Origin of the sequence: Dorea sp. AM10-31 (genome assembly GCF_003435815.1) — a bacterium.
GTDB lineage: Bacteria > Bacillota > Clostridia > Lachnospirales > Lachnospiraceae > Dorea_D > Dorea_D hominis.
In genome coordinates this window covers 109,703-130,529 of record NZ_QTUV01000006.1, presented here as the reverse complement: position 1 = coordinate 130,529, position 20,827 = coordinate 109,703, and the positions used below count along the sequence as shown (strand labels likewise).

Sequence of the window (20,827 nt, the reverse complement as noted above, 5' to 3'; positions counted from 1 at the left end):
AAAAAATAGTAAGACACCATCGCCTTACTATTTTTCATCTAATTTCATATATAATAATATTTTCACTTGAAAGGATTTCTCCGTATGGCAGATCTCCATCTGACCATGATACTTTTCTACTACAAGTTTCACATTCTGTAATCCTATTCCATGTCCTTCTTTCCTGCTTTTCGTTGTCAGATAAATTCCATTCCTCACTTTTGGTGTATCTTTTATGCTATTCTCAATCTGGATATTCATGATTCCTTTTCCATAATACATCTGAAACGATAATCTCCGTTCATCTGAAGCTGCCGCCCCACGAATGGCATTATCCATAAGATTTCCCACAACTATACTTAGGTCAAATAATTCTTTCCCTATATGATTCGGTATTTCCACAGAAATCTCTGGCTTTTCAATTACTGATTTCACATCTTCCAAAATATAATTCAGCAGATTATTCATATTACGGTTTTCTGTATATAAATAATGACATAAGGCTGTTCCGGCTATATTCTCCATTTGTTTCAGATACGATAGAATCTCTTCATTTCCTCCCGTTTTTGCCATTGCACCTATCGTTGTAAGATGGTGTTTATAATCATGATGTATCTTATTCAGCCTGTCCTGTGATTTCATCATCATCTCCAGTTCTTTTGCATACTGGCTCATCTGAATCTTCATCTCTTCCTGTTTTGCTGTTTCAATATAACTTTTCTGAACCTCATCGTGCAGATAGAAAATAAATACATTGATAAACAGTAAGAATAATACAATCGTAGACCGCACACCTCTTCTGTCTGGCAGCAATATCCTGATGCAGACTATAATACTGATCACCAGGACAGAAAGCATAGCCAGCCAATGACTGTTCTTTATATAATAACTTCTCTTTATATCCACTTTTCTTTCAATAATGACTTCCAGTAAAAAGAATATAAAATTTCCCATTACGATAGTTCCCGGTCCCATGTGATGATGTACCGGATTTCTTGCTACCGCATACCGTTGAAAGAACACGATTGGAATCCCATCACATAAAATTCCCATAATATATACCATAAGTGTATTCCAGACATGATGTTGCCAGTCTGCCTGATATGCCACTGTTATAATTAACAGAGCGATCAGCTCAAAGATCAGATCTCCGTACATCGTTCCCCACTGCATACTTCCCCAGCAGGAAAGCAGATATGCACAAAAATATGCAAATAGCTTTTGTGTATCCTCATTTTGAGGATACAGGATGGTATTGTAACGGAACACAATATAAATCCAGAATAATTTACTTGTCAGATAAGTGATCAAATGTATATTCATAATCTTTTCTTCTCCGTTTGTAATAGTCTTTCTCTAACCTTCTTGCGATTTGCTTTACTGATACTGAGACGTGTCTTGTCTTTCATAACCACGTTGTCATATTCGTAATGCTCCACGTGTTCCATATTGATGAGATAGGACTTGTGAATCAGTAAGAAATATTCTTCTGTTACATCCGCTACATCCTTTAATTTTCCTCGATATTCATATTCTTTTTCCGATGTCACGATATGTACTCTTTTTCCCAGACTATAAAAATACAGGATCTTGTCATAAGAAATCTTGTGGATTCCTTTTGTATCCGTATATTCAAATATTTTCTTCCGTTCTTTTAACAGTTCCCGTAATTCACCTATCACCCGGAAAAGTTCTTCCTCTCGGATTGGCTTTACAAGAAAATCAAATGGATGAATACGGAATAATTTCATAGCATATTCCTGATATGTTGAAATATAGGTAATCCGCAGTTCTTTTCCATAATTTTTCTTTCGTATCTCCGTTCCGATATCAATTCCATTCTCATGTTCCAGACAAATATCAAGGAATAACATATCGTAGGATTCTTCTTCCAGCCTGTTAAGAAGCTGCTCCGCAGAATAGTATATTTCTATAGATATCTGACAGTCATTCGCTTTCCCATAATGGAGCAGCTTCTGTTCTAACCAATTACATAGGATGATGTCATCATCACAGATTGCAAGTTCTAGCATATTTTCTTACCCTCAGTCTTTCGTAACACGACAAATGGGGAAAAGAATCCCCTTCAATTCTTTTCCCGAATGGACATCACTAATTTTGTGTCATTTTTCCGATGCAACAGCACCACTTCCTTTGCTGTCTTATTTTGTCCTCTATATAATAAACACTTGAACAAGAAAAAACTGTCGCCATTTTATAATTTATTTATATTTTTTATGTTTTATTTATATTTTATCCAAATATTACAGCGATAACTAATAATGTCACCCCCTGCATTATTCTTTTTATTTTTAGCGTCATTTGATAAAACATCAACGTTTTTGATGGCAAAAAGGGAACCTGCAAAACCAGATTCCCTTTAAAATACATGCTCTTCTCTAAAAGGATGATAAATCCACCATCCTCTGCTTATTTTTAAAAACTTTTTCCTTTTTTACAATACTTATAAATATTAAATGGTTTTTCTTTTTTTTCAAATAAAATCCCTGTTGTTTTAATAATTTTTATAAGTTCATCCGACTCCATATCTGTCGTTTTAAATATAAATATTTTCTTTTCATTTGTTATGAAAAAAAAGAAGTTTTTATATAAGAACATTCTATCAATATTTTTAAATTCATAAATTTGATCTTCATCTATTTTAATTGCGTTTTCATCGATATCCACCGTTTCATATCCTGATCTACCCCAGACAAATTCATGAACATTTTTTTCAAAATTTTTACCAATCATTTGATACCAAATAATCCAAGCCACACAAGCCACACAAGTTCCAATCCCTATTCCAAACATCAAATAACTTTCCGACAGATAACAATTAATCGACAGTAAAAATTCTACAGGTGTAAAAATATAGATAATCATTCTACTTTTCTGTCTTGTTTTAAATAATTGATTAGGAATTATAAACCCAAGCGAAAGCATTCTTTCTAATTCTTCCCTATCCTCATCTGACACAATTGATTTAATATGCATTCTTCTTAATCCCCCTTTTGCCAGAGGTCCTCTTTATAAAATCGAACCTCTGGCCATTGTCTCTTTTATTCTTTTACAATTTACAGCGCTTGAATCAACAAACCAAAAACAGTACCTGCTCCAGCTGAAAATAAAGCAATAATTGACGGAATTGCATTTACAACTAATGCACCCGCAAGAACTAATATTACGGCTCCTGCCAGTATATTACTATGCTCTTTTGTGAATTCTACAACATTAAATTCAAGACCACTATTAGAATTTAATGTCATTGTAAAAATCAAAGCAACCGATATTGTCCACTCTTTTTCCTCTTCTGGCAGCAAATCTGATGTACTAAATACAATGGAAAACTCTACACTATTGGCAAAAACATTATTTATTTCAAAAGCAATATTACCAGATTTAACCGATAAAGCAATTTTTTCTATCGTATTTCCAAAGTTATCTGCTCCCTCTATACCTGTATCTGATAAATTTGATGAAATCTCCATAATTTGATTTTTGCAAGTTTGTGTCAATTCTCCATCATTTCCTATATCCACTTTTATATTATAAATTTTACCAGTTGAACTTTCAAGCGATGTGGATATTTTAGTAGAAATATCAATTGCTCCTTGAGGACTCATCATTGTTCCCAGTGAAATTTCCTTATCATACTCCACACCCACATCCATAATTTTATTCAGATAACCAAGCGGCTCCATTACATTATAGACATATTGATTTCGTGCTATTTTTACCTTTGCCCGAAGATTTTCTTGCGCTATTTCCTCATCTGTTTTTGTCGATACGGCATCGAACTTTTTAAATCCAGTATCTCTCCCTGAATATGCATCTTTATCCAGTGGGAACGAAGGTGATGAAGAAAATGAGTTCAACTCACAAAATTGATCAAATGCCCAGTTCTTCGGCATCGAATATCCCAAATTACAGCTAAATCCAGTTGACATATCTGCCACAAATGATTTACTTGCCAATCCTGCTTCATAAACTTTAGTACATACATATCTTGGTGCATAAATGCCGACTTTATAATTTTTATCATTTGTCGAACTGAAAAAGATCATGTGAATCTGTTCAAAATAAGGTATAATAAATGTATCAATCTGATATGAATAACAATCAAAATCCACTGCAAAGTATATAGTCGTTCCACTTGGTATACCGATTCTCTCGGCTGCTAAAATTGCTGTCTGTGCATCAACACTTCCCTGGGACGGATCCTTAAAATAGTTTAATTCATATCCTCCATCCTGATATATCGGGAATACCGATAATCCTGCATTTTCAATGTTTTTCACTTCTGTTGATGTCAAATATTTCGGTGTATGTTCTTTTCCAACAGAACCTGTCAGATAACGTCCTACATGAGTATACCCTGCATTTTTTATATCTAATGCCTGTTGTTTATTTAATACTGTTGCACAGTCACACGCTTTTGCTGCCCTGTTTGTATCGCCTTTACTCGTAAGCAATGATTTCATAGTAGAAACATTTACTTTTCCTTTTGTTACAAGTCCAATTCCTGTCAGACCATAAAACTCCTGAAATTCTGACACCTTTGACTCTGTAGTCGAATCAAACACGCCATCGAATCTTCCCGGATTATATCCGTTAAAATATAGTCCGTATTGAGCAATCTTATTAAATGGAACATATTTCGTCGAGTTCTGTCCGTTCTGTAATGTACCCGGAAACGCATTTGTTGTTGCATCGCCAAAATTAACTGAATTCAAATCTGTAATTAATTCAGTTGTAACTCCTTCAGCCGCCTGCAATGCACCAACTAAAGACAAAATTGTCTGTCTTGAGGCAATTCCATCACAAGGTCCAACACCAATAACATCTGACCAGTCACTATTTAATTGCTGTTGAATAAGAACAATATTGGAATCCCCACCAGAAACCTTTGTAAACCAGTTTAGGGATAACAATCCAGACCAAACTTTCCAATCAATTTTGCCCGTAACTTCCAGTCCTGCATTTTCCTGCATCTTTTTAACTGCATTTACTCCTGATGTATAATAAATTCCAGTAATTCCTCCAGCAGCATATCCTTTGCAAAACAGAGCACACTGAATCAAGCATACATTAACCTGCGGAGTATCATTCGGATCCATTTTTGTAATAATGGCTAACTTCTTCATGGTATTAATAGTAAGTGGTCCAACCGTTCCTGTAATCGTTGAGATTCCATTCTGAATCTGAAATGCACGAATGATTCCCTGCATCACGGCTGTTCCGGTCTTTCCATCTTCATCCAGTTTTACCCAATCCTTATGTCCACCAAACATCGCATTTAAATATTTTTGTGCTGCTTTTACATTCTGATCACTCATATTCACTACCTCCTAATTCAAGTCAATTATAAAGATTTCTAACTCTTTATATGTCTATCACTAAAAGTTACAATAACAATTTATCAATCAACTGTGCCTATTTTGTGACTATTTTCTAAAGGATTCATTAACTCCCTTATAAAATCCTTAACAAATTATGAAAGAAACCATCAATTTATCACCCCATATCCCATTATAGAACTGTAATCTACTGCATAATTTCTCTGCCGTACCTGATCACTGGAATTTCCCTCAATCGTGTAAACTCTTCCACCTTCACACTTTTCTACTATTCCTACATGATCCGATGTTCCATCATGATCCCAGTCAAAAAAGATGATCATTCCAGCTGTCGGAGTTGTTCCGCCACTCTGCCACTTATTCTTTCCCTGAAACCAGGACACTCCATCACTGCACAATGAGAATTTAGGAACATTCCCACTTGCAATCAGACCGCTCTGATCCGCACACCAGCTTACAAAACAGGCACACCATTCTACCCGACTGTCAAATCCGTACCAGCTCCAGAACTTCTGACCGCCACTGTTTCCAAGCTGCCCCATTGCAACCGACACAATCTGCTGATTACCAAACAAACCAGCAAACAGGCTGCCACCGGAATAATACCGCATCACATGGGGAACGTATTGGGGATCTCCGTAACTGCTCCATCCATGCGAAGCTGCCTGTTCCTGTGAAAACTGCAATGCATTGGCTTCTGTATAACCGCCTCTTTGCAATGCCCATCCTATGTAGCCATTTCCATAGTTATATCCCTGCCATGCAAGTTTCAGCTTGTCCAGATCCTGTGGACTGCTGCATCCTGCCTGTCTGATACAGTCTGCAAAGGTCTGTACTCCAACCTCTATCGAATAATCCGGATCAGTAATAGAACCAGGAGTGTGTGGGAATCTTGTATTATATGGACTTTCCGAACACTGCATCGGGTCTGTTCCCCTGCCTCCAGATTCCTGCATCATGATGGCCTGTATCGCAGACACATATTCCGGAATGCCGTATTGGGATGCATACTGCTGTATCACAGAAGTATACGCAAGCACTTCTTCACTTAGGGATTCGGAGCTTTCCGAATTACTGCTGAAAGCTGCTCCTGCAATGATTCCCACAATCAGAATAAATACCAGAAGAAATGCACTACCTCCGGCAGCAATCCATTTTCCCATTTTTTCAAGAGCTACTACCCCTTTTTGAATCGCTGCTGTAATTCCCTGTACGGATAACTTTGAACCCTTTCCAGTTACCTGAAGGACTGCTTTTCCACTTTCTGCCGATGCCTGTGCTGACTTTCTTGCCATCTGGGCTGCTCTTGCTTTCTGCATCGCCTGAAGACTTTTTTCCATCTGCTGTTTCTGCATGGATGCCTGTGTCTTTATTTTTTCTTGAGACAGACCGGATACTTTTACCACTCTCGGTGCTGCTTTCACCTGCCGTTTACCATTCTCCTTGGCAAGTGCTGCCTGCTCCGGTTTCAACTTGATTAATTTCTTTCCGCTTTCTGCCCCCTGCTCCATTGCTTCTTCGGCAGCTTTCGCTTCTTCCTGTCTGCTTTTTCTTTCCTTTATCTTCCTGTAGGTCACTCCAGCAAGTTTTTTTCCACCTTGATATGTGGTTTTCCCTATACTTTTTCCTGCCACACTCGCCGCTCTGTACTGTACGGATTCTATTTTTTCAGTTCCATACTGTGTTGGGGATTCTGACTGCCCACTGCTTTTTTCATGTAGTTCCCTTGGCTTTTCTTTTGCTTCCAGAACCGCTGAGCGAACCAGTTCTTTCGGAAGTCGGGCAGCCGGATTTCGAATCTTCGGATTCTTATCCCTTACCCGTTCCTTGATATCTTTCATCCGGTCACCCTCTTTCCGTATCTCTTATCTCATCGGGCAACATCCCGATGTTTCTTTTTTTCCTGCTGTTTCTGCAACTGCTCCACCTGTCTGATTGCCTCATTTACCAGTGGATGTTCGTTGTAATATGGCACAAGTTCCAAGTCTCCCCTGTCTTTTGATGACAACGGTAATGGATATTCCATGTCTGAATAAATTGATTCTGGATCATGAATAGAAAACTCAATAGCCGGACACATATTGGCAGATGTTCTACAATATTTCTGGTACTTTTTATATGCCTCTTCCAGCGTTCTGCATTTTGTATATTCTCCTAAATCATGGAACTCACCGCACTCTGCAGCATAAAAAGTTATCGTTACTTCTTCTTTTTTCTTCATTATGATTCTCCCGGTTTTGTTGTCATTAGTTTATAAAGGTCTGTATTCTTTGGGAACGTATTCTCAAATGGTACGATATTCCCAGAGCAACGGATTAGACCACTGCCAACCGATACATTTGTAATATAGGACAGTTGGTTTTCGGAAATATTCAAAAGAGTTGCCAGTTCTTCCCTGTCTGTACTTGCCTGATTCAAAAGAATCAAAAACTCACTGTTTGCCAACATCAGTCTTGCAGTGTCCGATTTCAGAAGTTCCTCAACATTTTGGGTTAAACCTGTCACGAATCCATTGTATTTTCTGATTCTCTTGTACAGTCGGTAGAAGAAATTTGCACTGTATTCATAGCGAAATAACAAATAAAACTCATCGGCAAATATCCATGTAGTTTTTCCTTCTTTCCAGTTCTGAATTACCCTGTTGAAAATACTGTCTAAGGTAACCAGCATTCCCAGTGGCATCAGCTGTTCCCCCAGTTCCCGGATATCATAATCCATGATCCTGTTCTTCTTATTCACATTGGTCGGCTGTGCAAAGGTGTTCAGGCTTCCATTGATAAAAAGTTCGGATGATAATGCCAGTCCTCTTGCCTCTTCTTCCGGCTGTAACATCAGCTGTCGGTACATATCTTTCAATGTCGGAACTTCTCCGGTATAACCACTTCGGATATAATCCCGGTACACATCTGCAGCACAGCGATCCAGAATCGACTTTTCTTTTGCCGACAGATTTCCTGCTCCAACCAACTGCTCGAACACAGACAGGATAAACTCCGATTTTTCAATCAGTGGATTCTTTTCATTGCCGTAGGCTGCGTCCATATCCATTGCATTCAGGTGATTGTCTGATGTCGCAGATACTTTTACAACCTGTCCACCAAGAGCCTCTACTAATTTTGTGAATTCGGACTCCGGATCAAGAATCAGGATATCGTCATCGGTACTCAATGCCAGATGCACAATCTCTTCTTTTGCCGAAAAGCTCTTTCCTGATCCACTGACGCCCAACCGGAAACTGTTTCCATTCATCAGTTTCTTCCGGTCGGCTACCAGAAGGTTCTTGCTGACTGCATTCTGCCCATAATAGATACCTCCCGGCTGCAGGATTTCCTGGGTATGGAACGGGATTAAAACAGCCGTTGATTCCGTTGTCAGTGTACGCAGCGCATTGAGCTTTCGCAGTCCGTAAGGAAGCACTGTATTGAGTCCGTCCACTTGCTGCCACTTTAATGTTGACATCTGGCACAGATGCTTTCTTGCCACCGACAGGAGCAGTTCTGTATCGGAATCCAGTTGCTTTTTACTGTCTGCCAGATGTACCATCGTCAGAATTCCAAACATCATCCGCTGGTCTCTGGTTGTCAGATCATCCAGCATTTCTTTCGTTTCTTTCCTCTGCAACTCCATATCGTATGGGACGATAGCTGAAAAGTTATTGTTTGCGTTCTGCCTTCTCTGCCAGTTGGTCACGTTGGTTTCCACACCAAGCAGTCGGTTCTGGATTTCCCTTACTGCTTCATCCGTAGGGACTGGCAGGATGTCAATCGACAACATCAGATTCCGGCTGAAGTCACACAGTTCTGAAATCATGTCATCTTTGACATAACTTGCATAATCCTGCATATACAGGACTCTTCCGTACCTGTCACCGATTTTAAAATGGTCCCGTTCAAATTCCATAGAATCCGGACACATCCAGTCCTTGAAACTTGTTCCCTTCTTGGCAAATTGTTTCAGATCAAATGGGAATGCCTGTGGGACATCTCCCTTGAAGAAATCCCTAAAAATCTGGAGCCGGCTCTCTGCGTCCAGTCCTTCTGCTGTGGACGATAACTTTGCCAGATGTGTTACGATGTCTGTTCCGATACGTGCAAAATAGGTTCTTGCATCATCAATCGATCTTTTATGTACACTGACGGTCAGATACCGTTCCTGATAGATGCTGTTGTTTGTTCCTGTAATCTTAGACAGGAGCATTTCGTTGTATTCTTCCCGATAGTGGTCCAGTCCATCTTCCTTCATTGGAAGCAGGATTGATTTTTCAAATTCTTCTTTATTGATTCTCCGGTTATTGATGGTAATTTTGGCAGAAATGCCGGAATCCAATGAATTTAAGAGTTCGGAATAATCCAGAAACATTTCTGTCTTATTGTCCTTACTCGCAATATAATAGTTGATATCTGTAAAACGATATGTTTTTGAGAATTTCGTTCCCTGTTGAAAAATTCCATCCGGCCAGATTCGCTGGATGGGAATTGCCTGTTGGACGGATTTCGGAACTTTGAAGCGTTCCTTATCCATCCGAAGTGCCTGACTTAAGGTTTTAATCAAAGGCATCACTCCTTCCCTTACGTTTCTTTCTCTGTTTTGCTTCTGCTTTTTGCTCCCGCTCTTTTATGATTTCCGCTCCATCCTTTTGATTCTTTTCTCCCAGCGAGATGGTCTCCTGCATGCAGGAGTAGTAGATATCTTCCGACTGAAACACCAGTTTCTTCGGATACAGCAATTCGGATTTGATCACTGCCCATAAAAACTGTTCGGCTGTCATACCATGATATTTGAAAAAGCCACAGGCAGCAAATGGAGCAGCACCAAGCACACACAGCCATCCGGTTATTTCCTGTCCGGTAATATCACGCATTCCAAAGTAAATTCCGACTGCTGTAAGAATCGCAAGAACAGAACACACACATTGTCTCAGGTCCAGTCCCATAAACATGGATTCCTGATAGTCCCTGATTTCTTTGTTCATCTTTACTTCCATAAATTATCGTTCCTCTCCCCTGTTTTGTTTCTTCGTTTTCTGTGGTTTTTCTTTCGGTACTTCTATCCCGGCAAATCTACAATGTTCTGCAACGCCTTCCGGATCAAATTCCGCAAGTCTTGCTAGATCAAACGCTACCTTCTGATAGGTTGCATATCCTGATCTTCCTGTTTCATTCAACACTTTTCCAAGTTTATGTTCCTTGATAAAATGAAGCATATCCTTGGTAAAATCTCCTGTTATAAAAGCCTCATTTGGCTCTAAGAACTGATAGGGCAGATTAATGGTTACATCTCCAAAATCTTCCCATTCTCTCCCTTCCTTATGGCAGAGTCCTACATATAAATTTCCATTGTTCCGATAAGAGCTCACTCGTATCGCTACTGTCTCACGTCCGAATTCCCAGTTATATCTTAATGTTTTCTTTGTATCCATATTTTTAACCTCCAAGTCCCATCATTTCTCTGACAATACGGTCAGATGCCTTAATTGCTCCAACCAACACCAGTAAATTAAATACCAGTTCTCCTACATAGTTCCACACGATTGTAACTGCACTCAACTCCGTATCTCCGACAGCCGGAGGGCTTGCTGCATAAGCAGAAAAGATAATACATGCCAGTGCAATAATTGCCCCTTCCAGACATACGCCTATATAAGAACGGATAAAGTTCTTTCCAATGGACTGCGTGGGTTCTCCTGCAAATGAGGAAATCGGAATCGGGGCGATTGCCGTATACATATAAATTTTGAACATTCTGCCATACACTGTCAGAATCATCACAAATGACAATACAGTGATCAGCAGACTGCCAAGCAGTGTGACAATCCACAACGGAATGGATTCCAGCATTCCCACGCTCTCAATCTTATCTACAATCTCCGTTGGAAGTTCCGTCACGCTTCCTGCCATACTGGAGCCGCTCATTACGGTTGTCACGATTCCCTGCACGATGGAAAACAGTGCCCGCATAAGTTCCATTCCGTATGTGATTGCTCCCTGAGCAAGAGCAAACCGGATAAATGCTTTTAGCACATGTTCCGGCTTTTTCAGATCTGTAAAACTGCCACACGTTTTTATGATTCCGGCTGCAAAAAATAACACCAGTAATCCATAGGCAATGGCTGTCAGTGCATCATTGATATTTGTCATAATCCGCCAGATGCCGCCACCCTTAAAAGTTGCCGGATTTTCAGTCAGCAGAGTCCACAGTTCTGCCATCTTTTCACTCCATGTGGATAGTGCTGAGTTTAGATTCTGTACAATCCAGTTGTCACTCAAATATTCTCACCTCCCTGAACATATTTTTGAATACAGGAGTACCTTCCGGCACTCCTGCTGTTTCCTGATATATTTTTTCAAAGAGGCTTACGCCATAATCAAATCGAGGATTTCTTTGGCAAACGTAATAATTACTCCTCCGGCCAGTGTCAGAAATCCATTTGCCCTCTGGCTTGGATCATGGCTTTTTAAAGACAGACCAACCTGCACAACACCAAATCCAAGCAAAATCAAACCGATCGCACGAATCAGAGAAAAAATAAATGTAGACAAGTTATTGATAACGGACAACGGATCTCCGGCTGCGAATGCGGTCGTTGCTCCAACCGTTACGGTCAGTACCAGCGCCATGTAAAGGCTCATCCACTTTTTCTGTTTTCTCCCCATCGGCATCGGGGTTGTCATTTTTTCAGTTGTATTCTTTTTTGTTCTATTTTTTTCTCCTGTGAGAAGTTTCTTCAATACACATCACTCCAATCCATCAAAAAACTGCTATTCACCAAGGATGTCCTCGGTAGACAGCAGTTCGTAGTCGTCTAATCTGTTAATGTCAATCTTTAGGTCGTCGTGAGCCAGTGGTGTTTTCGCATAATCATAAGGCGATGCACCACCGTCCTCTGTGTATCTGAAATTCACATGCTTTTTTAAATCATATTTATCGTCCATGATTGGACGCTCCCCACGAATAAACAAAATCGCTTTGCGGTTATCTAAAAGCCGTATTTCATCCGGTGTTAAAAGTTCCCTTCCAGTCTGCTGATAATTCACCGAATAGCTACCGCTACGCCCTTTTGTCTGTCCGTAGGTATTGGTATCCAATGTCTCTTTTCCCAATAATTCCGAGACATACTTATGTCCTTCTTTTTCATTTCCACCCAAATATAAAAATTCATCGCAGTTACCGATAAGACTCTCATACGAGTCTTTAAACAAGGCTTTCATCTGTGCAATGTTCTGGATGATGATACTGCAGGAAATCCCTCTGGAACGCATGGTTGCCAGAATCTTGTCAAAGTCATCCGGCAATGCTACGTTTGGCCATTCATCCATAATGCAGTGTACCGGAATCGGAAGCCTTCCTCCGTACTTCCGGTCTGCCACATAATACAGTGTCTGAAACAGATTGCTGTAAATCATGCCGACCAGATAATTCATACTGGTGTCCGCATCTGGAATACAGCAAAACAGTGCCACTTTTTTCTCCCCGATACTGTATAAGTCCAGTTCGTCTGTACAGGTCAGATTGGCGATCTGTTTCAGATTGAACGCTGCCAGACGGACACCAACAGAAATCAAAATAGATTTCGCAGTCTTGCCGGCCGCCTGCTTATAAATGGCATACTGCTTGACCGCAATACTCTCTGGGTCCCGCATTTCCAGTCTTTCAAACAAAATGTCCAATGGTGACTGGTAATCCTCATCATCTTCTTTGACCTGTGCACTGCCAAGCATTTCCATGATCATCGGGAAGTTCTGTTCTTCTGGTGGAGCTTCATGCAGCAAATACAGCATAAGTGCCTGTAAAAGTGCAGTCTCGGACTGTGTCGATAGGTAAGCCTTTGATGTAATCTCCAGCTTTTCCCCCGACTAGCACCGGACATGCGACTTTCACCGCATCCGGCGCCCCACCGATTGCTTTTCTCAGATATTTAATCAGTTTCCAAATTTTCACATTATCCTATTGTAGGAAGTCCAGACAGCTTTCGCAGACTGTTTATCTTAGACATCATTTTCGTAGTTACTTTCAATGTTTTGGCTAAGGCTTTTAATTGTTCCAGAGATGTTTTCTGTAATAACGGTAAATATCTGTCATGAATCAGAGTCATATTTTTGTAGCGTTCCAAACCACCTTGCTCTTTTGGCTTTTTATACCAACAAGCAATGCTTTGGGCAGTTGTAAATTCTTCCCCGCTGATAGCACATTTCCCTTGCTGTGCAGAAAAGAGTGACAGACTGCTGTCCAGAACTTCTATGCTATCTTCTTGAGGTTTCTTTGTTTTCAATCCATACAGAACTGCCTTATTTAGGCTTAATTCTGTATGGATTGGCTCTCTGCCTTCCGCTGTATAACTGCATACTTTGATTCTTTTCGGCATAGCCACTTTATATTTCACATATGCGATTGGGTATATCATTTGGTCAATTCCAGCAACATAACGAACCATTTTCGATTTTCCAAACCTTTCCTGTTCGCTTTTTGTCATTGTCCCACCTTCCCGTTTCAGCATACTTCCTTTTTCAGTGTTCATCCGATTGGTCAGTACCGTCATCACCTGTCTGTGGAATCCCCTGCAATCAATACTGATACAGGTTGCAATCTGATAATAATTCTGTATGCCTAACACCATGGAGTTGTATAATCTTATCTCATTTAAACAAGTCATTTTCTCCCTTGGCTTGGCGATATGTTTTGCCTGTTCCACTAACTTCTCTTTTTCAATCTTAGCCTTTTTGTCACAAATTGCTGACTTCACGATATATCTGTGGTTTTTCTGAATAACTCTTATCTTGAATCCCAAAAACTCCGACCACCTTTTACGGGTATTTACAATCCTTGTTTTCTCTGGGGATACTTCAAGCCTCAGTCGTTCTTCAATCCACCTTGTAACAGCTTCTTTTGTTTTTACGGCATCTTCCTTGGTTTTACAGAAAATTCTAAAATCATCCGCATATCGAATGATGTGCATTTCTTTTAATCTTGTTTTGCGCATCATATTGTATCCACTGCCTTTGTCCAGAACTGGGGATGTGCGGATAGTCCGATACTTCGCTTTCTGCAATGCCAGAGGATTTTCTTCCCACTGGCTCGCTACCCACCAGTCAAGTTCATTCAGTACGATATTTGCCAGCAAAGGGGAAATAATTCCTCCCTGCGGTGTTCCCTTGTCAGGGATAATCGTGGAACCGTCCTGCATTCGTATAGGTGCGCTCAGAATTCGCCGGATTACAAATAGCAGCTGCTTATCTTGTATTCCCATTGCCCACATCTGCTTTATCAGCTTGCTGTGATTCACATTATCAAAGAACCCTTTTATGTCAAATTCAATAACATAATGTAAATTCATTCGCTGTAACATCGTATAGGTTTTTGATATTGCATGTTCTACAGACCGATTAGGTCTGAACCCATAGCTGTTGTTATAAAACTTTGCTTCACATATTGGTTCTAAAATCTGTTTCACACATTGCTGTACCAGCCTGTCCCATATACAGGGAATCCCTAATGGACGTGTTTTTCCATTTGGCTTTGGGATATCTTTTCGCCTTACAGGTTTGGGTCTGTAGCCATGCTGACTTTCTGTGACAATAAACCTCACTTTCTTTACTACCATATCGGGTGTCATTCTCCCGATTACTGTGATATTCTGATTGTCTGTTCCTGCTGTATAGCTTCCCTTGTTGGCTTTTATATTTCTATATGCAAGCAGTATATTGTCCCGGCTTAGTATCAGCTCCATGAGATGCTCGAATTTTTCACCGTCCATGCTCTTTTGATATAATGTATCAAAAGTAGTCTGCATATCATAATATTCTGCATGCCGAAGGTCATCTACACATAGGCTTTTGCTTTTCTTTGGCATAAGGCATCACCTCCTTGAAAGTGACCCTTTTGGTCTTACTCGAATCCTTATGTTGGACTGAATAATATCTGATTTTTCACAATCGGCTGGAGACCATTCCTCCTTCTCCCATTACAGGAGTTCTCAACGGTTCGATCTCCACCTTTCAGCACCAGTAAATCTGCTTATATTCTTCGTCAGAAAATCTCTGAAAAGAGACCTGGTACCTTTCCTTGTTCCGACAATTCTATCTGTGCATATATATCCTTAGGTTTCTGCTATAGTCCTGTCAGCTTGGATATGCCTGTAACATATCATGGTCGTTCGTAGGGAAAATTTCTACTAAACCACACTGACTGCGCTTTAACGCACCCATACATTTCTATATGGTCTTCTTTTAGAACCGTACCTTCGCAGATTCGTCAGTCTGCACGCCAGAGCAGACATTCTAACCATAGATATTTTATAGACACTCGACCTATAGGTAACACAATCCACCTCTGGACTGCTTTCGGCAACTTTATTGGCAAGCTGCTACGGTTACTCTCAGTCTTTGTCGTGGGGCTTCATACAATCTCCTTTACAGAAACTGCATGCCCACCAAGTGTAAGCGTTTCAGGGCGTTACCCCATCATTCCACTTATCAAATTATCAGTTCACAATCATATTTTTACGATTGTGCGTAGACTTTTTACCGCCTACGAACAAGTCGCACTCTCCCAAAACGGGTCTGAGCTCTGCGCTCCCTTCGGTGTTGTGTTGCGGATCAGGTTATTGATCAGCTTCAGTACATCCTTATCATCCCGGACATACGCAAACGGGTTATAACACCAGGAAGTCTCCGGATTGATCAAATCAAAAACCCGGACTTCATATCCATTCCGTTCCAGAACACCTCCTGTTTTGCGCAGAAGTTCCGCTTTCGGATCTGTGATCACCATCGAGCAGTTGCACTGCATGATGTTCGGAATCGCATAGGTCCGGCTCTTTCCTGCCCCGGAACCTCCGACTACCAGCACATTTAAATTTCGTTTATGCTTATATCCATCCAGTCCCATGCGGAAATGCTGTGTCAGAAGCAGATTATTCGTGTACTGCTTTTCGCAGTAACGTCTGCAGATTTCGGACACATTGCCCCATTTTGCGGAACCATGTTCCACGCCTCTTCTATAATTTCTTTTTTGGGATTCATAAATACCAATGCCTAAGAAATAGGCTGCTGTGAATATCAGAATACATTTGAACGTATACGGTGTATACGTGATAAAAAACGGCTGTTCGAGTTTTTCGCTCAGCGTTTCTAAGATTTGAATAAAATTCTTATCCGGTGTAATGGCACAAGCGGTAATCGCTGCCGCCCACCAGACAAATGGCAGAAAGACAAGATACAGAACCCAGTCCTGCTTTTTTGTACTTATCTCTGCAAGTCAGATTCTCTTTTCTTGCGTGGCTTTTCTTCTGGATGTCCCTGTCCTTCTTTCTTATGAAAGGAATCCACTCCCGGTATCAGTGAGAGACTTCTGCCGTTGTCCCACTTAACACCAAGCTGGCCTGCATCATCCACATACTGCACAGTTCCTTCCAGTCCCTGCGGCATACCCGCTTCTCCGTCCATCGAATTCAGACAGATTCTTGTTCCTGCCGGATACTGTTCTCTAAGTCTTGCCACTTTTTCTCTTGAATAAATGACCAATCAACCACTCCTTTCTCTACCAGAACATGTGTCTGGTGGTATTCGGTTTTGCAACCTGAATAATGATTTTATCTATTCCATCACTATATCTTCCGGCTGCAAGATATTTACTTCTAAGCCTGTTCAGTGCCTTACGGATCTGCCTTTGTTCTCCGGCTGTAATCTGCAGCCGTTTCTGGGCGAGGTCGTATTCACTTACTTTTTTCAGAAGAGCTTTCGTTTCTTCCAAACATTCATCCTGCTCACTCTGTGCCTGCAGCTCATCATTCAGTGCCACCACGAACATATTTTTCATAATGTTATCCATCTTCAAATAGTATTTTGTCATCTGGCTGACCTCCTTTTTTTGTTACACCAACCATATCACAAGACCTCCGTAATAGCTACTCCAACCGTCCAACTTTTTCACTTTTATCGTTCCGGCTGGCTCTTTGCTTTTTTCTCTTTTCCGGATGCTTTTTCAGATGGTTTTTCATCCTTGGTTTCCGGTATTTTTACAGGGTCTCCGATTGCGAACTCATCGGTTATATACTCCTGTTCCTTTGCACCAAAATTGCGTTCGATATGGTTTCGTATACTGTAGGAAGCCTGACGGACATCATTTAAAAAGTCTCTCAGTTCCTGCGGATCTTTCTTTCCGCATTCATTCCTCTGTGCAATATACTCCAGATTGAATCCGGTAACATCCACACCATAACGTTTCGCAATCACATAGGCTGCACAATAAGCCTGTGCACTGACTTTCTGTCGGCTGTAGGTTCCGGTATGCTGGTCCAGTGCTGCACACGCCAGTTCTCTGTTCAGTGCATGGAATGTCGTTACTTCACTCATTCCGTTGCGGATATAAATGGTACGGTATCTCGGATTGTACTGGGCCTGCACTTTGTCTGGCAGATCATCCTCAATCTGCACACGTACCGACTGGTCTTTTAAGACAGTTCCTATCAGTTCTGTCAGACTTCGCTGAGGGCGTTCTTCCAATGGCTTTCCTGACATCTGACTGATGTCAAATCCTTTTCCGATCGTATACCCTCTCCGCATTTCACCGTCTTTTTCGTATTCAGTGGAAATCATATAAGTAATGCCATGCTCCCCTGCTTTTACTGAACGGTGTTCTTCTCTCCAGCGTTCATAAGACCTTACTACCTTAAAATCTGGATGCTGTCCGTAAATCAAAAGCAGATTCGGAGTTCTCTGTGTATTACACTCTGCCATAAAATCCAGAAAGCCTTTCAGTTTTTCTCCATCCTGAAAAACTCCCTGTGCCTGTGAATCTACTTCAGCCCATACCTCTTCTCTTTCCTGCTGCTTCTTGGCTGCATATTCTTCCTTGGTCAATTTCTGTTCAGGAATCTGCTGTTCTTCCGTTCCACCTGAAATCATATCTGTTAAATCCATATACATTACCTGCCTTTCGTTTTCATATTCTTACGTTTCTTCCTGCTCTCTCTGGCATTTTTCCGTCTGTCCGGCCTCTTACGTTTCTCTTCCTGTTCCTTACGGATATCTCCGAGTTCTTTCCGCACAGATGGTTTTTCATTCTTTTCTTCCCAGCTAGTTTCCCGACCGGAAGAAATATTTTTGTTGCGCGAGAAAGGTTCGGACGGATTCTTTGCTTTCCCCTCCTGCGCATGTGTAAAATTTCCTTCTGGGAAAGCCTCATCCCCGATCTGGAACATTTCTTCCGCATCATCCAGTTCAAATTCTATCTTGCCTTCCGGCAGGACAACGGTCTCTGTCCGTACATTCTCCCCGGTTTCTTTTTCCATCTGGTTCTCTGCCTTTTCCGGTGCATTCTCTTTTTCCACTGCTTCTGTAACCATAGAGCCTGATTCTGCTTTTACAAAATCCAGATTCATCCGGTCTAATACCCGGTTCATCTTTGCTGCATCATCTGCAAATACCATGACCTCTGTCTGATCCGGATTCACCTTATCTTTGATGACTACATATAAGATACCTCTCGCCTTGGCCTCTTTTGCAAATTCTTTTAAGCGGTCACCCGGAACGGTAAAAAATTTCATCGGGCGCTGTTCCTTTAACATTCTGGTAAGCCTTGTTTTCCCTCTTGTCTTTTTCTGATCTTTCAGGGCGGCCGCAATAAAGATTGCCACATGCTTTGCCACATTTCCGGTAATCTTCAAAGAGTATTCCATTCCTTCCAGACTGTACCGCACCACCTGATCTGCCGGTTCTGCTCCGTAATTCATACTTATCTCACCTCCTGACTCTCTTTTTCTTTGTGTTCCACACGTTTCTCATTCTGGTTTTGTTCTTCTGCCTTTCGAAGTCTTTCTTCGATTTCCAATGAATGCTTTTCAATCCGGACGGTCATACGGACTTCTTTTCGGAGATTTTTTAATTCCTCATTGATTTCGGACAGCCGTACTTTTCCACTGTCTTCACTGTCATTCCGATAGAGCTTTCTGCGTTCCTTCATCAGTTCTGAAATCTGCTTTTGTAACGGCTCACGGTATGTGGCAAGCTGTTCTCTGGTCGTAATGTCATGCTTCATTAAAAACTCAATCTGTTCAATCCTCTGATCCAGTTTCCGGATATCCTCTCTGATGGCATACGGACTTCTTCTCGGTCTTTTTGGCAGTACTCCCATCTGATATAGATAGGAATAATATAATGCCTGTATCCCGGTCAGTTTCCTCTTTGGAGGAATCTGCACCGTCTTTTGATAGATGCGTTTTACTTTTGGCTGTAAGATCTGTCCACGGATCTCCTCTTCGGAATAGTTTTTTCCAAGAGACCGTAGCCGGATGTACCGTTCCATCCCCGGAGCCTTTAAAGCGACATATTTCCGGTTCAGTTTCCATGTGTATCCACGCTTTTCCATTTCTTTTAAGAATTGTGACCAGGAGTAGCTTTCCTGTACAGACTCCCTGATATCCAGACGGATCGCACTTCTCCATGTCGGTTTCCCTTCCTGTTCCGCTTTCCACTGTACATAAGGGATTGATTTTTTCTGGTCGGATTCAATGATAGACAGGCCATATTTTCTGCACAGCTCATCGGAGATCTTCCGGATCTCCGTATAATAACTCTTTGCATTACTGTGGTACTTACGCCCGTCTGCCATGCTCACAGAGTTCCAGACAATGTGGTTATGATAATGTCTGGTATTCAGATGCGTTGTGATAACGACTTCATACTGTCCCTTTAAGAGCCGGTCTGCCAGTTCCTGTCCGATGAGATGTGCCAGTTCCGGTGTCACCTCACCTTCTGCAAAACTCTGTACCAGATGGTATCCTTCCACACCGCCCATCTTATGGAATCTCTTTTTTGTTGCCACCATATCTGCATACGCATTTTCATTGGTACATCCGATGGTATCTTCGAAGACCGCCTGTTCCGTCTTTGTCCGGTTCATGGCATAATCAATGGCAGCCTCCAGAGAGTCTGCTTTCTGTGTGGTTTTTTCTTTGTCTTTCACATATTCGATGGAACGGTCCAGGCGGTGGACGGGGATAACACTTGTATAAGCCATCTGTCATTACCACTCTTCCTTTACCAGATGCCATATCTCTTTGGTAAGCCGGAGCATTTCCTGCACACTCTGCTCACTTGCCATTCCCGAAGCATTCGCAACATGGGCAAGCTGGTTCGCATTATTGCACAGACCCGCTATCTTCCTAAGCAGTTCCGGGTGATGTTCACAAGGTTTTGCGTGTACCTGTGCTCCTAAGATCAGCGAACGCATAAACTCTTCCCGACTCAGTCCGCTTTTTTCCACCTGTTCCTCCAATTCCCTGAGTTCCCTTGCATTTAACCGCACCGGGATCACATGGTTTCGTTTTCGCATTGCATCACCGTCCCTTCTCTTTTCTCTTTCATCATATCGCCAAGCTCCTGATCCGACCGTTTCGCAGTTACCATACAGCAGGTCACCACGACTCCGAAACAACCTCCACACATCAATGCGATCATAATCATGACTCCGTCTCTTAACATAGCTTATCC

At 41.3% G+C, this 20,827-nt stretch carries 22 protein-coding genes; all 22 read right to left on the bottom strand.

What is annotated here, in order from left to right; all coding sequences use genetic code 11:
- Positions 1-27: 27 nt before the first annotated feature.
- The 22 genes from DW125_RS10255 to DW125_RS14110 all read right to left on the bottom strand — a co-directional run bounded on the left by DW125_RS10255 (position 28) and on the right by DW125_RS14110 (position 20,818).
- Positions 28-1,302 carry a sensor histidine kinase gene (locus tag DW125_RS10255; RefSeq protein ID WP_117538060.1) on the bottom strand — a complete coding sequence of 425 codons (1,275 nt, stop codon included), beginning with the start codon at positions 1,300-1,302 and terminating at the stop codon, positions 28-30.
- Positions 1,299-2,012, bottom strand: a complete 714-nt coding sequence (locus DW125_RS10250) for a LytR/AlgR family response regulator transcription factor (protein WP_015513340.1) — start codon at positions 2,010-2,012, stop codon at positions 1,299-1,301. Before DW125_RS10250 ends, DW125_RS10255 begins: the two co-directional genes overlap by 4 nt.
- A gap of 403 nt (positions 2,013-2,415) precedes the next feature.
- Positions 2,416-2,976 carry a hypothetical protein gene (locus tag DW125_RS10245; RefSeq protein ID WP_006426967.1) on the bottom strand — a complete coding sequence of 187 codons (561 nt, stop codon included), beginning with the start codon at positions 2,974-2,976 and terminating at the stop codon, positions 2,416-2,418.
- 80 nt (positions 2,977-3,056) lie between these two features.
- Positions 3,057-5,318, bottom strand: a complete 2,262-nt coding sequence (locus DW125_RS10240; protein ID WP_007884642.1) for a glycoside hydrolase domain-containing protein — start codon at positions 5,316-5,318, stop codon at positions 3,057-3,059.
- A gap of 170 nt (positions 5,319-5,488) precedes the next feature.
- Positions 5,489-7,180, bottom strand: a complete 1,692-nt coding sequence (locus DW125_RS10235; RefSeq protein ID WP_006426969.1) for a lysozyme family protein — start codon at positions 7,178-7,180, stop codon at positions 5,489-5,491.
- A gap of 29 nt (positions 7,181-7,209) precedes the next feature.
- Positions 7,210-7,560, bottom strand: a complete 351-nt coding sequence (locus DW125_RS10230; RefSeq protein WP_006426970.1) for a hypothetical protein — start codon at positions 7,558-7,560, stop codon at positions 7,210-7,212.
- Positions 7,560-9,890: a VirB4-like conjugal transfer ATPase, CD1110 family gene (locus tag DW125_RS10225; RefSeq protein WP_330411879.1), complete on the bottom strand. Its 2,331-nt coding sequence runs from the start codon at positions 9,888-9,890 to the stop codon at positions 7,560-7,562. Before DW125_RS10225 ends, DW125_RS10230 begins: the two co-directional genes overlap by 1 nt.
- On the bottom strand, positions 9,883-10,323 hold the full coding sequence (locus tag DW125_RS10220; protein WP_015513337.1) for a PrgI family protein: 441 nt from the start codon (positions 10,321-10,323) through the stop codon (positions 9,883-9,885). The genes DW125_RS10225 and DW125_RS10220 overlap by 8 nt, the downstream gene beginning before the upstream one ends.
- Before the next feature lie 3 nt (positions 10,324-10,326).
- The gene (locus tag DW125_RS10215; RefSeq protein WP_006426973.1) at positions 10,327-10,758 is read right to left on the bottom strand and encodes a DUF4313 domain-containing protein; all 432 of its coding nucleotides are present in this window, start codon (positions 10,756-10,758) and stop codon (positions 10,327-10,329) included.
- 4 nt (positions 10,759-10,762) lie between these two features.
- Positions 10,763-11,605, bottom strand: a complete 843-nt coding sequence (locus tag DW125_RS10210; protein ID WP_173016937.1) for a hypothetical protein — start codon at positions 11,603-11,605, stop codon at positions 10,763-10,765.
- An 87-nt stretch (positions 11,606-11,692) separates the two neighbouring features.
- Positions 11,693-12,010 (bottom strand): hypothetical protein, encoded by a 318-nt coding sequence (locus DW125_RS10205; RefSeq protein ID WP_006426976.1) that lies wholly within the window; start codon positions 12,008-12,010, stop codon positions 11,693-11,695.
- An 87-nt stretch (positions 12,011-12,097) separates the two neighbouring features.
- Positions 12,098-13,117: a VirD4-like conjugal transfer protein, CD1115 family gene (locus DW125_RS10200; protein ID WP_117538058.1), complete on the bottom strand. Its 1,020-nt coding sequence runs from the start codon at positions 13,115-13,117 to the stop codon at positions 12,098-12,100.
- Entirely contained in the window at positions 13,098-13,277 is a 180-nt protein-coding gene (locus DW125_RS10195) for a hypothetical protein (RefSeq protein ID WP_117538057.1), read from the bottom strand. The genes DW125_RS10200 and DW125_RS10195 overlap by 20 nt, the downstream gene beginning before the upstream one ends.
- A gap of 1 nt (position 13,278) precedes the next feature.
- Positions 13,279-15,186: a group II intron reverse transcriptase/maturase gene (gene ltrA / locus DW125_RS10190; RefSeq protein WP_117538056.1), complete on the bottom strand. Its 1,908-nt coding sequence runs from the start codon at positions 15,184-15,186 to the stop codon at positions 13,279-13,281.
- A 677-nt stretch (positions 15,187-15,863) separates the two neighbouring features.
- Positions 15,864-16,325 carry a type IV secretory system conjugative DNA transfer family protein gene (locus DW125_RS10185; RefSeq protein WP_330411878.1) on the bottom strand — a complete coding sequence of 154 codons (462 nt, stop codon included), beginning with the start codon at positions 16,323-16,325 and terminating at the stop codon, positions 15,864-15,866.
- A 254-nt stretch (positions 16,326-16,579) separates the two neighbouring features.
- Positions 16,580-16,858 carry a DUF4314 domain-containing protein gene (locus DW125_RS10180; RefSeq protein WP_024852684.1) on the bottom strand — a complete coding sequence of 93 codons (279 nt, stop codon included), beginning with the start codon at positions 16,856-16,858 and terminating at the stop codon, positions 16,580-16,582.
- Between the two features lie 16 nt (positions 16,859-16,874).
- Positions 16,875-17,186, bottom strand: coding sequence for a hypothetical protein (locus DW125_RS10175; protein ID WP_004614509.1), 312 nt, complete (start codon positions 17,184-17,186; stop codon positions 16,875-16,877).
- A gap of 83 nt (positions 17,187-17,269) precedes the next feature.
- Positions 17,270-18,256, bottom strand: a complete 987-nt coding sequence (locus tag DW125_RS10170; RefSeq protein WP_055172977.1) for an ArdC family protein — start codon at positions 18,254-18,256, stop codon at positions 17,270-17,272.
- A gap of 5 nt (positions 18,257-18,261) precedes the next feature.
- A complete protein-coding gene (locus DW125_RS10165) occupies positions 18,262-19,068 on the bottom strand; it encodes a PcfB family protein (RefSeq protein WP_004614511.1) in 807 nt (268 codons plus the stop codon).
- Positions 19,069-19,070: 2 nt separating this feature from the next.
- The gene (locus DW125_RS10160; protein ID WP_024852687.1) at positions 19,071-20,354 is read right to left on the bottom strand and encodes a relaxase/mobilization nuclease domain-containing protein; all 1,284 of its coding nucleotides are present in this window, start codon (positions 20,352-20,354) and stop codon (positions 19,071-19,073) included.
- Positions 20,355-20,360: 6 nt separating this feature from the next.
- The gene (locus DW125_RS10155) at positions 20,361-20,669 is read right to left on the bottom strand and encodes a plasmid mobilization protein (RefSeq protein ID WP_006426981.1); all 309 of its coding nucleotides are present in this window, start codon (positions 20,667-20,669) and stop codon (positions 20,361-20,363) included.
- Complete coding sequence (locus DW125_RS14110; protein WP_004614514.1) at positions 20,648-20,818, bottom strand: hypothetical protein; 171 nt, start codon at positions 20,816-20,818, stop codon at positions 20,648-20,650. The genes DW125_RS10155 and DW125_RS14110 overlap by 22 nt, the downstream gene beginning before the upstream one ends.
- Between the last annotated feature and the right edge of the window lie 9 nt (positions 20,819-20,827).